12 protein-coding genes are annotated in these 12,637 nt (G+C 64.1%); 4 read left to right on the top strand and 8 right to left on the bottom strand.

Annotated features, from left to right (window positions below; all coding sequences use genetic code 11):
• The first annotated feature begins 110 nt into the window (after positions 1-110).
• Positions 111-977 (top strand): SDR family NAD(P)-dependent oxidoreductase, encoded by an 867-nt coding sequence (locus FJ490_RS11510; RefSeq protein ID WP_140516569.1) that lies wholly within the window; start codon positions 111-113, stop codon positions 975-977.
• Positions 978-1,056: 79 nt separating this feature from the next.
• Here FJ490_RS11510 and FJ490_RS11505 read toward each other — a convergent pair whose 3' ends face one another.
• The 3 genes from FJ490_RS11505 to FJ490_RS11495 form a co-directional block, all read right to left on the bottom strand.
• A complete protein-coding gene (locus FJ490_RS11505) occupies positions 1,057-1,497 on the bottom strand; it encodes a low affinity iron permease family protein (protein WP_181165307.1) in 441 nt (146 codons plus the stop codon).
• A gap of 333 nt (positions 1,498-1,830) precedes the next feature.
• Positions 1,831-2,472 carry a DapH/DapD/GlmU-related protein gene (locus tag FJ490_RS11500; RefSeq protein ID WP_140729181.1) on the bottom strand — a complete coding sequence of 214 codons (642 nt, stop codon included), beginning with the start codon at positions 2,470-2,472 and terminating at the stop codon, positions 1,831-1,833.
• Between the two features lie 85 nt (positions 2,473-2,557).
• Complete coding sequence (locus tag FJ490_RS11495) at positions 2,558-3,061, bottom strand: CreA family protein (protein WP_140630936.1); 504 nt, start codon at positions 3,059-3,061, stop codon at positions 2,558-2,560.
• Positions 3,062-3,281: 220 nt separating this feature from the next.
• On the opposite strand from FJ490_RS11495, the gene FJ490_RS11490 reads away from it, so the two are divergent.
• The 3 genes from FJ490_RS11490 to FJ490_RS11480 all read left to right on the top strand — a co-directional run bounded on the left by FJ490_RS11490 (position 3,282) and on the right by FJ490_RS11480 (position 6,673).
• Positions 3,282-3,860 carry an SCO family protein gene (locus FJ490_RS11490; protein ID WP_140495247.1) on the top strand — a complete coding sequence of 193 codons (579 nt, stop codon included), beginning with the start codon at positions 3,282-3,284 and terminating at the stop codon, positions 3,858-3,860.
• Between the two features lie 9 nt (positions 3,861-3,869).
• The gene (locus tag FJ490_RS11485) at positions 3,870-4,742 is read left to right on the top strand and encodes a 50S ribosomal protein L11 methyltransferase (protein WP_140729182.1); all 873 of its coding nucleotides are present in this window, start codon (positions 3,870-3,872) and stop codon (positions 4,740-4,742) included.
• Positions 4,743-4,828: 86 nt separating this feature from the next.
• Entirely contained in the window at positions 4,829-6,673 is a 1,845-nt protein-coding gene (locus FJ490_RS11480) for an aminopeptidase P family protein (protein WP_140729183.1), read from the top strand.
• A gap of 46 nt (positions 6,674-6,719) precedes the next feature.
• On the opposite strand, the gene FJ490_RS11475 is transcribed toward FJ490_RS11480, so the two are convergent.
• The 5 genes from FJ490_RS11475 to recN form a co-directional block, all read right to left on the bottom strand.
• Entirely contained in the window at positions 6,720-7,016 is a 297-nt protein-coding gene (locus FJ490_RS11475) for an AzlD family protein (RefSeq protein ID WP_140495242.1), read from the bottom strand.
• Positions 7,013-7,741: an AzlC family ABC transporter permease gene (locus FJ490_RS11470; RefSeq protein ID WP_140495239.1), complete on the bottom strand. Its 729-nt coding sequence runs from the start codon at positions 7,739-7,741 to the stop codon at positions 7,013-7,015. The genes FJ490_RS11475 and FJ490_RS11470 overlap by 4 nt, the downstream gene beginning before the upstream one ends.
• A 104-nt stretch (positions 7,742-7,845) precedes the next feature.
• Positions 7,846-8,538, bottom strand: coding sequence for a TIGR02453 family protein (locus FJ490_RS11465; RefSeq protein ID WP_140729204.1), 693 nt, complete (start codon positions 8,536-8,538; stop codon positions 7,846-7,848).
• Positions 8,538-10,742 carry an NAD-dependent DNA ligase LigA gene (gene ligA / locus FJ490_RS11460; RefSeq protein WP_140521206.1) on the bottom strand — a complete coding sequence of 735 codons (2,205 nt, stop codon included), beginning with the start codon at positions 10,740-10,742 and terminating at the stop codon, positions 8,538-8,540. Before ligA ends, FJ490_RS11465 begins: the two co-directional genes overlap by 1 nt.
• Before the next feature lie 211 nt (positions 10,743-10,953).
• A complete protein-coding gene (gene recN, locus FJ490_RS11455) occupies positions 10,954-12,627 on the bottom strand; it encodes a DNA repair protein RecN (RefSeq protein WP_140495235.1) in 1,674 nt (557 codons plus the stop codon).
• Between the last annotated feature and the right edge of the window lie 10 nt (positions 12,628-12,637).

Below are 12,637 nucleotides of genomic sequence, written 5' to 3'. Positions count from 1 at the left end.
CGGTCAACCCGCCCCAGCAGGCTGCTGAAGCGCAGCCAGGCGCGTGGAGGCTTGCGCCAGCCCGCTCCGGCGCTAAGTTCGGCGCCATCGCAAGAAGGAATCCGCCGCCCATGCTGACCGACGCAGAACTCCAGACCGCTTTGCCCGCGCTTGGTTCGGGCAATGCCGCCGTCATTACCGGTGCTGCCAGCGGCATTGGTCTTGCGGCCGCGAAGCGGCTGGCTCTCATGGGCATGAAGATCGTGCTCGCCGATATCGCCGGCCCGCGTCTTGAGGATGCGGCCCGTGTTGTTTCCGCGATCGCCGGCGACGATGCCGTGCTGGCCGTCGCCGCCGACGTTTCGAAGGCACAAGACGTGGATCGTCTCGCCGAAAGAGCCTTTGGCGCCTTCGGCAATGTGTCGCTGCTGATGAACAATGCTGGTGTCGGCAACAACCCGGGCAAGCCGTGGGAGAACCGCGACGCTTGGAAGCAGCTGCTGGACATCAATTTCTGGGGTGTCGTGCATGGCGTCGAAGCCTTCGTGCCCCGCATGCTGGGAGCCCGCCAGCCGGGTCTGATCGTCAACACCGGCTCCAAGCAAGGCATCACCACGCCGCCTGGAAACCTTGCCTACAACGTCTCCAAGGCCGGCGTGAAGACCTTTACCGAGGGACTGGCGCATGCCCTGCGCAACGAACCGGGTGCCCATCTGTCGGCGCATCTGCTGATCCCGGGCTTCACCTATACCGGCCTGACCGAGGGTGCGACCGAGAAGCCGGCCGGCGCCTGGACCGGCGAACAGGTCATTGATTTCATGCTGGAATCCCTGACAAAGCGCGACTTCTACATCCTGTGCCCTGACAACGAGGTGACGCGTCCGCTGGATGAGAAACGCATGGCCTGGGCGATCGGCGACATCATCGAAAACCGCCCTGCTCTGTCGCGCTGGCACCCCGACCACAAGGATGCCTTCGCGGCATTCATGAAGCAATGAGCATGTCCGAAAAATGAGAGCCGGTGTTCGGATCGGGTCGCATTCGAGCAACGACGGAACCCTTGGGGGTTAACCGGTTTCAGCCGGTGCTTCGAGCCACCTGCTTTTTCGGTTTGCTCTTTGACGCCACGGCTTTCTTGGCAGCTACGGCCGCGATTTTCTCGTCATGCCGCTTCGCTGCCCGCTCGCATTTGGCACGGATCTCCTGGACCTCGGCTTCGGTCAGATGCTCGATACCGATGAAGGTGTTCTTGGCTTCGCTGACCCGGATCAACTCGTCCAGTTTGGCCTGGATTGCCGCGCCGTCTCGATTCTGGGTGTTTTGGATGAGAAACACCATCAGGAAGGTGATGATCGTCGTCCCGGTGTTGATCACCAGTTGCCAAGTGTCCGAGAAGGCGAAGAGTGGGCCGCTTACTGCCCAGATGATGACGATCAGGCAGCAGAGTGCGAATGTCGGCGACAGCCCCGCAAGGTGGGCTACCCGGTTGGCGATTTTGGTGAAGAGCTTCTCGATCATGGGGTCCCTCAAACAGCGCCGCGCCGTGCGGTACGCCGGAAGGAACAACCGGCGGCCATATCGGGTTCCCATCGGAAAGAAATACAACCGCCGCAATCGAATGCACGCATCAAGGGAATCGGAAGGACAACACACTTTATCGGTTTGGTGTCACAGTAACGGTGCAGGCAAAACAGGCCTGTTCCTTCCGCTTCACAGCGGTTTACCTCCAGCCCCTTCCGTTGCGCCACCCCCGCATGACGGAAGGGGTTCAGTCCGGAGCGCTCGCACAGTGGTTCCCTGAAGCGCGCCTTTGGCGCAAATGCGCGTGCTCTTCAGCCGCGCCGGCGTCACTCACGCGGCGTGATTTTCCCAGCGGTCCAGGAAGGTCTCGATGGTCATGGCCTGCATGTCGGGAACGGCGCTGGCGAGCTTTTCGACCGGCCAGTCCCACCAGGCGAGAGCCTCGATCCGCGCCGCGACATCGGCTGCGAAACGCGGCCGAAGCGGCTTGGCCGGCACCCCGGCGACGATCGTATAGGGCGGCACGTCATGCGTGACGACGGCATTGGCACCGATGACGGCGCCATTGCCGATGGTGAGGCCGGGCATGATGACGGCGCCGTGGCCGATCCACACGTCATGGCCGATGCTCACGGCCTTCGCCTGGCGCCGTTCGCGGAATGCGGCATCGACGCCCAGCCAGCGGAAATATTCGTTGGGCCGGTAGCTGACCTTGTGCTGGGTCAGCCGCTCGATCGGATGATCCAGCGCATTGATGCGGCTGTTGGCGGCAATCGAGCAGAATTTGCCGATGTTCGTGTAAATCGCCTCGGCGTGCCGCTCGAAATAGGAAAAATCGCCGACGCTCACTTCGCGCAGCACCACCCGCTCGCCGATCGAGGCGTAGCGACCGAGCTTGCATGCTTTCAGCTCCGCCGTCGGATGGATACGCGGCTCAGGATCTTTCAGCACGAGATTTTCGGAACGGTCCATACGGGCGGCTTTACGTCAGGGCAATAGCTCCCGCAAGTCGGGAGCAATTGTCGGTCGGGTCAATTGCACGGAAAAACGGATCCATCTATTTCGGTTTGCCCTTGGTCCACACCACGTTCTGGCCGTAGAGTGGCACGGTGGTGACCGACATTTTGGCCGAGCCGTTCTGCACCTGGCGCGAATGCGAGAGGTAGATCAGCGTCTCGTTGGCCTTGTCGTAGATGCGGTTCACCACCTGCTTCTTCCAGATCAGGCTGATGCCTTGCTTGAACACCTCCTCGCCGCCTTCGCTCATGTCGATGTCGCCGATGGTGATCGGACCGGTCTGGCGGCACGAAATCGAGGAATCGGAAGGATCCTCGAACCAGTTGCCCTTGTGCAGGCGGTCGATGATGCCGCGGTCGAAATAGGACACGTGGCAGGTGACGCCGTCCACCTTCGGGTCCTTGATCGCTTCGACGATGATGTCGTTGCCGAGCCAGTCGACGCCGACCTTGCCGACTTCATCGGCGACTGCGGCACCGGCGCCAAGGACAAGGCACGCGGCCAGAGCGCCGCCGATCAGATTTCGCCCAATCAGTCGTTGCAAGATAGCCTCCGAGGTTCGAGTTTGCCGGTCTCAGGTGGGGCGAAGGACATTGCATTGCAAGCCGCCGGTCCCGATCAAAACGCCGGGATAGGTCACGGCCGGTTGCGTCAACGCGGCACCTTTGCGTGTACCCGGTCGAACCGCTAAGACTGTTCGCCGAACCAAGGGCTGCCTGGCCATGGCCGGCATGCCGATGAAATTACAAGACGGAATCCTACTGATGATGCGCTCAATACTGGTCGGCATTCTCGTCCTGATGGCGGCCGGCATAGGCTGGCTGACCTTCGACTGGTATCGCGGCCACTATGGCGGCGAGCCTTTCGGTGCCGCCTTTACGCTGGTCGACCAGAAAGGCGCGCCGATCACCGAAGCCGCCTTCCGGGGCCACCCCAGCGTCGTCTTCTTCGGCTTCACCCATTGCCCAGAGGTCTGCCCGACCACGCTGTTCGAACTGTCCGGCTGGCTGAAGACGCTTGGTGACGATGGCAAGAACCTGCATGCCTATTTCGTCTCGGTCGATCCGGAGCGCGACACCCCCGCGGTCATGAACGCCTATGTCAGCAATTTCTCTGACCGCATCACCGGCATATCGGGCGACCCGGACAAAGTCCACGCCATGGCGAAGTCCTTCGGCATCTACTGGAAGAAGGTCGACACCGGCGACGGCGACTACACGATGGACCATACCGCCTCGGTGCTGCTGCTCAACGGCAAGGGCGATTTCGCCGGCACGATCGCCTATGGCGAAAGCGCCGACACCGCGGTGGAAAAGCTCAAACGCCTCGCGGCCAAGGGCTGATGCGAATCCATGACCCAGACGCGGCTCCATTTCACCGCCGGCAAGATCGAATCCACCAGAATTTTCGCCGCCCTCGATGCCGCCTTTGAGGACGAAGGCTTGCCGATAGCCGTGCTGGAGGTCGATGAGGACGCGGACATTCATGAAGTCTCTCTCTATGCCGACGGCGATGTCGATGCGGTCGAGGCGCGGGTGAAGGACGTTCTGGCAGGGCTAGCCCTGTCCAGGCCGGTCGAGCGCGAGACCTTGCCCGATATCGACTGGGTGGCGCGGTCGCTGGAAGGGCTGAAACCGGTGCGTGCCGGCCGTTTCTTCGTGCATGGCGCGCATGATCGCCGCAAACGCCACAGTGGCGAGCTTGCCATCGAGATCGAAGCGGGGCTGGCCTTCGGCACCGGCCACCACGGCACCACCGCCGGATGCCTGGAAATGCTGGAAAAGGTGACGCGGCGCGAGCGGCCGCGCAACGCGCTCGACCTCGGCACCGGCAGCGCGGTGCTGGCCATCGCTGTGGCCAAGCTCTTCCATATTCCCGTGCTGGCGACCGACATCGATCCGGTGGCCGTAAGCGTTGCCGCCGCCAATGCGCGGCTCAACCACGTCAAGGCGCTGGTGGACACGGTGACCGCGCCCGGATTCCACCATCCGATCTTTGCCAGGCGTGCGCCCTTCGACCTGATCGTCGCCAACATATTGGCGCGGCCGCTGATGCGGCTTGCGCCGGAAATGGCGCGACACATCAGCCTCGGCGGCTCGCTGGTGCTGTCAGGCATCCTCGACCGGCAGCGCGATGCGGTGATCTCCGCCTATGTCGGCCAGAGCTTTCGCCATGTCAGAACGCTGCACCGCGAAGGCTGGGTGACGATCCATCTCAAACGGTGACGCAGCCCCGTCTGGCCCTGCTGAAATCGATTCCGGTTTCCAGCTCCATGCGCTACGGTCGGGCACTATCCGAGGGAGACGTCACCATGTTCCAGACCTTTGATTCCGCTGGCAATCCGGCCGTCGGCAGACCGCGCGTGGCGCTGCTGCGCCAATGGCTGGCGGAAAACGGCCTGGATGGATTTGTCGTTCCCCGCGCCGACGAGCATCAGGGCGAATATGTCGCCGACCGCTCGGCGCGGCTAAAATGGCTGACCGGCTTCAGCGGCTCCGCCGGCGTTGCCATCATCCTGCGCGACCGCGCCTTCATCTTCGTCGACGGACGCTACACGCTGCAGGTGCGCGGCGAGGTTGATCTCAGTATCTTCTCGATCGAGAGCCTGGTCGACAATCCGCCTGCAAATTGGCTCAAGGACAACCTTGGCAAGGGCGCGCGGGTCGGCTTCGATCCATGGCTGCACACGATCGGCGAGGTCAAGGCGCTGCAGGCCTCGGCCGAAAAGACCGGCGCCGTGCTGGTGCCGCTCGAGACGAACCCGATCGACATCGTCTGGAAGGATCAGCCGGATGCACCGGTCGCTCCCGTCGAACTCCATCCCATCGGTTTTGCCGGCGAGCTCGCCAAGGACAAGCTGGCGCGGCTGGCGGCGGCGATCGGCAAGGAGGGCGCCACCCATGCGGTGCTGACGGATCCCTCCTCGATCGCCTGGGCCTTCAACATCCGTGGCGGCGACGTACCGCACACGCCGCTGGCGCTCGGCTTCGCTGTCCTCGCCGCCGACGGACGGCACCGGCTATTCATGGACAGCCGAAAATTCTCGCGCCAGGTTGCGGCGTATCTCACCCAGCTTGCCGAGCCCCATGAGCCCGGTGAATTCGAGGCCGCGGTCGTGGCGCTGGCCAAGAGCGGCGCGAAAATCGCGCTAGACCCCGTTTTGGCCGCCGACAGGCTGCGCATGCTGGTCGAGGACAATGGCGGCGAGGTGATTGCCGCTCCCGACCCGGCCCGCATCCCGCGCGCCACCAAGAACCAGGCCGAGATCAACGGCTCGCGCGCCGCGCATCGGCGCGATGGCGCGGCGGTGGCGAAGCTTTTGTGCTGGCTCGACCGCCAGAAGCCCGGCTCGCTCGACGAGATCGCGGTCGTCACCCGGCTGGAAGAGACGCGCCGGCAGACCGGCGAGGAAACGCAAATGCCGCTGCGCGACGTCTCCTTCGACACCATTTCGGGCGCCGGCCCGAATGGCGCCATCATGCACTACCGCGTCTCACGCGCCACCAGCCGCAAGCTCCAGGCCGGCGAGCTGTTCCTGCTCGATTCCGGCGCCCAATATCAGGACGGCACCACCGACATCACCCGCACCGTGCCGATCGGCCAGCCGACCGAGGAAATGCGCGAACGCTTCACGCTCGTGCTGAAAGGCATGATCGGCATTTCCACGCTGCGTTTCCCCGCCGGCACGCGCGGCTCGGAAATCGACGCCGTCGCCCGCATGGCGCTGTGGAAGCACGGCTGCGACTTCGCCCACGGCACCGGCCATGGCGTCGGCTCTTATCTGGCGGTGCACGAAGGCCCGCAACGCATCGCCCGCACGGGCACCGAAAAGCTGCTCGAAGGCATGATGCTGTCCAACGAGCCGGGCTATTACAAGGAAGGTTCTTACGGCATCCGCATCGAGAACCTCATCCTGGTGACGCCGGCCGAGCAGATCGACGGCGGCGACATCGCCATGCACGGTTTCGAGACGCTGACCCTGGCGCCGATCGACGTCAGGCTGGTGCGCTCGGATTTGTTGACCCGCGACGAGCTGCATTGGCTCGACACCTACCACGCCCGCGTGCTGGCCGAGATCGGGCCGATGCTCGACGGCGAGACGCTGGCCTGGCTGGAAAAGGCAACGGCGCCGTTACCGCATGGCGCTAAGATTTGAGTACGTCTAAGGCGGCGCCAGCGTTCGAACGATCGCGCCCGGAACTCTACCCCACGAACTGCCGCGCCAGGATCAGCATCGCCGCACCAGCCAAAAACATCGCCATCAGCCCGCCGCGCAGCGAAACCACAGCGGTGACAACCAACGCCGCCCATTCCGCCGGTCCGGCATTCAACAGTTCCGGCGCCACCAATGTCGTCAGCACCGCCGCCGGCACCGCGTTGAGGCCGGCCTCGACGCGCGGATGGATATTGTCGAAGCGCGAGATGACCAGATGTCCGCCGATGCGCGTAAGATAAGTGGCGATCGCGCCGGCGATGATGATCCAGAACGTCGTGCTCATGGCCGTGCCTTCACGCCTGAGTGGTGGGGCGGCAGGATGACGGCCAGCAGCATGCCGGCGATGGCGCCGATCGAGACGTGCCAGGGCGAACCTACCGTCTTGTAGGCGACGATCGAGGCGCAAGCACTGGCGACGACCACCGGCAGCCACAACGGCCGCTTGCGGAAGCCCATCACCAGGCCAAGGAAATAGATCGGCAGCAGGAAATCGATGCCCAGCGCATGCGTGTCGGGGATGAGCTTGCCGAACACCGCGCCGAGCGCGCTTTCGATCACCCAGAATACATAGACCGGCAGGCCGAGCCCGAGATACCAGGCGAAGCCGACCGTCTCGCCGGATTGCGCCCTCGCCTCGGCGACGGCGAATTGCGGATCGGTGAGGATGAAGAAGCCGAGCGCTTGGCTGACCACAGGCCAGTGCGCTATGCGCCGGCCGATACCGGCCGAATAGAGCACGTGGCGAAAATTGACGGCGAAGATTGACAGCACGATCAGCCACGGCGCGACATGCTGGCCGAACAGCTCGATGCCGACCATCTGGCTGGCGCCGCCGAAAATCATCGCACTCATCAGGAAGGCTTCGAACACCGAGAAGCCATTGTCGACGGCCAGCGCCCCGAACAGCACCCCGAACGGCGCCGACGCCACAACGACCGGCATGGAAAGCCGCACGCCTTGCCAGAAATCGCTCTTTGCGCCGTTCTCGGAAATTGCATCCGACACCATGGATAACTCCCAGGAGAATGGCCTGATCTAGGTAGCGTGGCCCGCCTTGTCACACGAATTCGGTTGAGCCCAACAATCAGCGGAAATGATTGCCAGGACCAATCCTAGCCCTGCGCCATCTTGCCCTCGATCGCCCTCCCCCAATCGAGCAGCGGCTTGGCGCGCATGGTGAAATCGACCAGCTCGTCGACCAGCGCCGCCGTGTGGATCCCCGCCGGATCGATGACATGCTGGACGTAGAAATGACGGTTGCGGATGGCCTCGGCCAGATCGGAATCACCGACATGCTCGAAGCCCCGCGGCGTGCGCTTCATGCGGCCCTCCGTCTCGAACTCAAGACCATTCTTCTTCAAGGCGGCCACCAGGGCGCGGAACCTGTCGGGCCTTGCCGCGATGGCCTTGCGCATGGCGAGCAACAGTTCCGGGGCGGGCTGCCACCAGGCAATGTCGGCGAAGCAGCGTTCCAGCCCGACGTGGACATAGAACACGCCCTGCTCCATCTTGGTGCCGTCGGGCGACAGGATCGCCGACAGATGCCGGTTGTAAGGCCGCTTGTCCTTGGCGAAGCGCACGTCCCGGTTGATCCGGAACAGTGATTTCTTGCGGTCGCCCTTGAGGCCGAGCCCGGCCTCGCCGAAACGGCGTGTGAGCGTCTCCACCAGATCGCCCAGCGGATCGCGCAATTCCTGTTCGAACAGGTCGCGATTCTCTACGAACCACTCGCGACTCTGGTGGAAATCAAGTGCCTTCAGGAACGGAATAGCCTTCTGGCCGAACCCCTTGAATTCGCCTGACATCATGCCTTGCCGATCCGCTGCAGCCACGCGTCCTCGTCTATGACCTCGATGCCGAGTTCACTGGCAAGCTTGAGTTTCGAGCCGGCGCCGGGCCCCGCCACCACCAGATCGGTCTTGGCCGAAACCGAGCCCGCCACCTTCGCGCCCAGCCGTTCGGCCATCGCCTTGGCTTCGGAACGCGTCATCTTTTCCAGCGAGCCCGTGAACACGACGGTCTTGCCCGCGACCACGCTGTCGGCCGAGACGGTGACGACATACGGCTTCGGCCTGACCTGTTTAAGCAACGCCTCAAGCACGTCGTCATTGCGCTCATTGCCGAAGAAATCGGCCAGCGCGTTGATCACCGTATCGCCGATGCCGTTGATCGACGGGAAGACACTATGCGGATCGTCAGCCGCCGCGGTCTCCTTGCCGACGCGGATCAGTTCCTCGATTGTCGAAAACGTCCGGGCAAGCACGGCCGCCGTCGTTTCGCCGATATGGCGGATCCCAAGCGCAAAGATGAAGCGGTCGAGCTCGGGTTCGCGGCGCGAATCGATCGCCGCAAAGAGCTTGTCCAACCCTTCATAGTTGCGGTCCTCGACGCTGCGCACGTTCTTGCGCGTCTTGCCCGACGCCGCCTCGCGCTGCCTCGCCTGCTCCTCGCGCCGCTCGGCCAGCGCCTTGGTGACGGCGGGACGCCGATCCCTGAGCGTGAAGATGTCGGCGGCCGTCTTGACCAGGCCCGCATTGAAGAACAGGTCGATGTTTTCCGCGCCTAGTCCCTCGATATCCATGGCCCCGCGCGACACGAAGTGGCGCAGCCCTTCCACGGCTTGCGCGGGGCAGATCAGTTCGCCCGTGCAACGCCTGCGGGAATCCTCCTTGCCGGTCTTCTCGTTGATTTCGCGCGTCGCCGGCGAGCCGCAGATCGGGCAAGTATGTGGGAATTCGTAAGGCACGGCATCCGGCGGACGCTTGTCGACGACGACACTGACGATCTGCGGGATGACATCCCCTGCCCGCTGGATCACCACGGTGTCGCCGATGCGCACGTCGATGCCGTCGCGGATCGGCTGGCCGTTGCTGTCGAAACCCTTGATATAGTCTTCGTTGTGCAGCGTGACGTTCTCGACCACGACGCCCCCGACTGTCACGGGCGCAAGCCTCGCTACCGGCGCCAGCGTGCCGGTGCGCCCGACCTGGATATCGATCTTCTGCACGGTCGTCATCGCCTGTTCGGCCGGAAATTTGTGCGCGATGGCCCAGCGCGGTTCGCCGGTGACGAAGCCCCACCGGCGCTGCAACTCCAGTTGGTCGACCTTGTAGACGACGCCGTCGATGTCGTAGCCCAAGGAAGAACGCTGTTCCTCGATGCGGTGATAATGCGCGATCAGCTCGCCGACCGACCTCGCCCGCACCATCAGCGGGCTGACTTTGAAGCCCCATTCCGCGAATTTCTGCACCGAATCGTATTGTGTCGGAGCGGGGTCGGCTGTCGTGTAGCCCCAGGCATAGGCAAAGAATTTGAGGTTCCGGCTGGCGGTGACCGATGGATCCTTCTGGCGCAGCGACCCAGCCGCCGTATTGCGCGGATTGACATAGTCCTGGCCGCCGGCGGCCGCCGAGCGTTGCTTCAGCGCCTCGAATTCCGCATAGGTCATGTAGACCTCGCCGCGTATCTCGATGATTTCGGGCCAGCCCGAGCCTTTCAGCCTGCCGGGAATATCGGCGATGGTCCTCAGATTGGCGGTGATGTCTTCGCCGACAGCGCCATCGCCGCGCGTTGCGCCCTGCACGAACACGCCGTTCTCGTAACGCAGCGAGGCCGACAGGCCGTCGATCTTCGGTTCGGCCGTGAAGGCGATGTCGAGATCCTTGTCGCGGTCGAAGAAGCGCCGGCCGCGTTCGATGAAATCTGCGACGTCCTCGTCGGTATAGGCCTTGGCGAGGCTGAGCATGGGCACGGCATGGCGCACCTTGGCAAAGCCTTCCGCCGGCGCGGCACCGACCCTGCGCGATGGCGAATCCTCGCGCACCAGGGCGGGAAAGCGCTGCTCGATGGCGAAGTTGCGCCGGGTCAGCGCATCATAGGCGGCGTCGGTGATAACAGGCGCGTCCTCGGTATGGTAGCGGCGGTCGTGCTCCGCGATCTCCTGCGCCAGGCGCTTCAGCTCCGCTTCGGCTTCGCTCTCACTGAGTGAATCGACTGGTCTTTCAGACATCGCACGGCTTCCCTGACCAATGCACGCCGCCCAAAATATGGTGCGATTTTGGGGCAACGACATGCACAAAACAATAACCAAGGCGCAGCGCACTTTGGTTGGGCGCCACTATAAATCAGGATTTGGCAGGAGGGAGCCGGCCTGCGAAAAAATCATTCCTGAACAGCAGGATGCAGCCATATCCTGACTCGCCTTCACGGGAAACGAGCTTTCAGGCAGCCGCCGTATTCTCCCGCAGCAATCTCTCGGCGGCCGCGCGCGCTTCGTCGGTGATGGTGGCGCCGGCCAGCATGCGCGCGATCTCTTCCTGGCGCGCCGCCCGGTCCATTTCGGCGATGCCGGTCGCGACCTTGTCGGTGCTGCCGGACTTGGAGATCAGGAAGTGCGTCGCCGCGCGGGCCGCCACCTGCGGCGCATGGGTGACCGAGAGCACCTGCACGCGCCTGGACAATCTTGCCAGCCGCTGGCCGATGGCATCCGCGACGGCGCCGCCCACCCCTGTGTCGATTTCATCGAAGACCAGCGTTGGCGCCGAGCCCCGGTCGGCCAGCGCCACCTTCAGCGCCAGTAGGAAGCGCGAAAGCTCGCCGCCGGAAGCAACCTTCATCATCGGCCCGGGTCGCGTGCCGGGATTGGTGCGCACCCAGAACTCGATCTGGTCGATGCCCTCTTCCATGCGGCTCTCGGCCTCGCTCTTCATCTCGACGATGAAGGCGGCGCGTTCGAGCTTAAGCGCCGGCAGTTCGGCCATCACCGCCTTGGTCAGCCCGACCGCCGCGGCATGGCGAAGCGAGGACAACTGCGCGGCGGCGATATCATAGGCTTCGCGCGCTGCGGCCGCCTGCTTTTCCAGCCCATGAAGGCGCTCCTCGCCGGCATCGAGATCGGCAAGATCGGCAACCATCGTGTCGCGCAATTGCGCCAAATCATCGACGGCAACGCTGTGCTTGCGCGATGCCGCGCGCAGCGAAAACAATCGCTCTTCCGCCTTTTCCAGCCGCTGTGGATCATATTCGGTGGCGCGCAAAGCCGCCTCGACACCCGACTGCGCCGCGTCGAGCGACAGCATCGCCTCATCCAGCGACTTGACCACTTCGTCGAGCAGCCCGGGGGCCTCGCCGGCCTTGCGCTGCAACCGCCTGAGCAGGCTGGCCAGTTGCGGCAAGGGCGAGGATGGACCCGAAAGCACGTCCTGCGCGTCGTGGATTTCGGAGGCGATCTTCTCGGCCCGCATCATGTGGGCGCGCAAGTCGGCAAGCTCAGTCTCCTCACCCGGCTGCGGATCGAGCTTGGTCAGCTCCGTGACCGCTGCGCGCAGGTAGTCCGCTTCGCGCGCCGCCGCCGCCACCTTGGCACGATGGCGCGAGAGCTCCTGCTCGCAGGCGCGCCAGTGCCGCCAGGCCTCGGCCGCCGACCGGACGGCGCCGAGATGGCCGCCGAAGGCGTCGAGCACGTCGCGATGCGCGCCGGGATCGACAAGGGCGCGTTCGTCATGCTGGCCGTGGATCTCGACCAGCGCGCGGCCGACGTCGCGCATCAGCGTCACGCTGGACGGCTGATCGTTGACGAAGACGCGGGTGCGGCCGTCCACAGTCTGCAAGCGGCGCAGGATGATGTCGCCGTCGTCCTCGATGGCATTCTCGGCAAGCAACGCGCGCACCGGATGGTTGCGCGGCACGTCGAACACGGCAATCACCTGGCCCTGTGCCGCGCCGTGGCGCACCAGGGAAGCGTCACCGCGAGCCCCAAGCGCCAAGGACAGAGCGTCGAGCAGGATGGATTTTCCGGCGCCGGTCTCGCCCGTCAGCACCGAGAGACCGGGCTGGAAGTCGATATCCAGCTTCTCGATCAGGACGATATCGCGGATCGACAGCCTGGAAAGCATCGTTACGCCT

Source organism: Mesorhizobium sp. B2-5-11 (assembly GCF_006440835.1).
Taxonomy (GTDB): Bacteria; Pseudomonadota; Alphaproteobacteria; order Rhizobiales; family Rhizobiaceae; genus Mesorhizobium.
Note: the sequence above shows the minus strand (reverse complement) of the source record. Positions and strands in the feature narration are given on the sequence as shown.

Excerpts from the sequence above, each read along its gene's own strand:
- FJ490_RS11465 (WP_140729204.1), bottom strand. The coding sequence starts at position 8,538 with ATGTCAGGCGAATTCAAGGGGTTCGGCCAGAAGGCTATTCCGTTCCTG.
- FJ490_RS11470 (WP_140495239.1), bottom strand. The coding sequence starts at position 7,741 with ATGGTGTCGGATGCAATTTCCGAGAACGGCGCAAAGAGCGATTTCTGG.
- FJ490_RS11510 (WP_140516569.1), top strand. The coding sequence starts at position 111 with ATGCTGACCGACGCAGAACTCCAGACCGCTTTGCCCGCGCTTGGTTCG.
- FJ490_RS11505 (WP_181165307.1), bottom strand. The coding sequence starts at position 1,497 with ATGATCGAGAAGCTCTTCACCAAAATCGCCAACCGGGTAGCCCACCTT.
- FJ490_RS11490 (WP_140495247.1), top strand. The coding sequence starts at position 3,282 with ATGATGCGCTCAATACTGGTCGGCATTCTCGTCCTGATGGCGGCCGGC.
- FJ490_RS11485 (WP_140729182.1), top strand. The coding sequence starts at position 3,870 with ATGACCCAGACGCGGCTCCATTTCACCGCCGGCAAGATCGAATCCACC.
- ligA (WP_140521206.1), bottom strand. The coding sequence starts at position 10,742 with ATGTCTGAAAGACCAGTCGATTCACTCAGTGAGAGCGAAGCCGAAGCG.
- FJ490_RS11480 (WP_140729183.1), top strand. The coding sequence starts at position 4,829 with ATGTTCCAGACCTTTGATTCCGCTGGCAATCCGGCCGTCGGCAGACCG.
- recN (WP_140495235.1), bottom strand. The coding sequence starts at position 12,627 with ATGCTTTCCAGGCTGTCGATCCGCGATATCGTCCTGATCGAGAAGCTG.
- FJ490_RS11475 (WP_140495242.1), bottom strand. The coding sequence starts at position 7,016 with ATGAGCACGACGTTCTGGATCATCATCGCCGGCGCGATCGCCACTTAT.
- FJ490_RS11500 (WP_140729181.1), bottom strand. The coding sequence starts at position 2,472 with ATGGACCGTTCCGAAAATCTCGTGCTGAAAGATCCTGAGCCGCGTATC.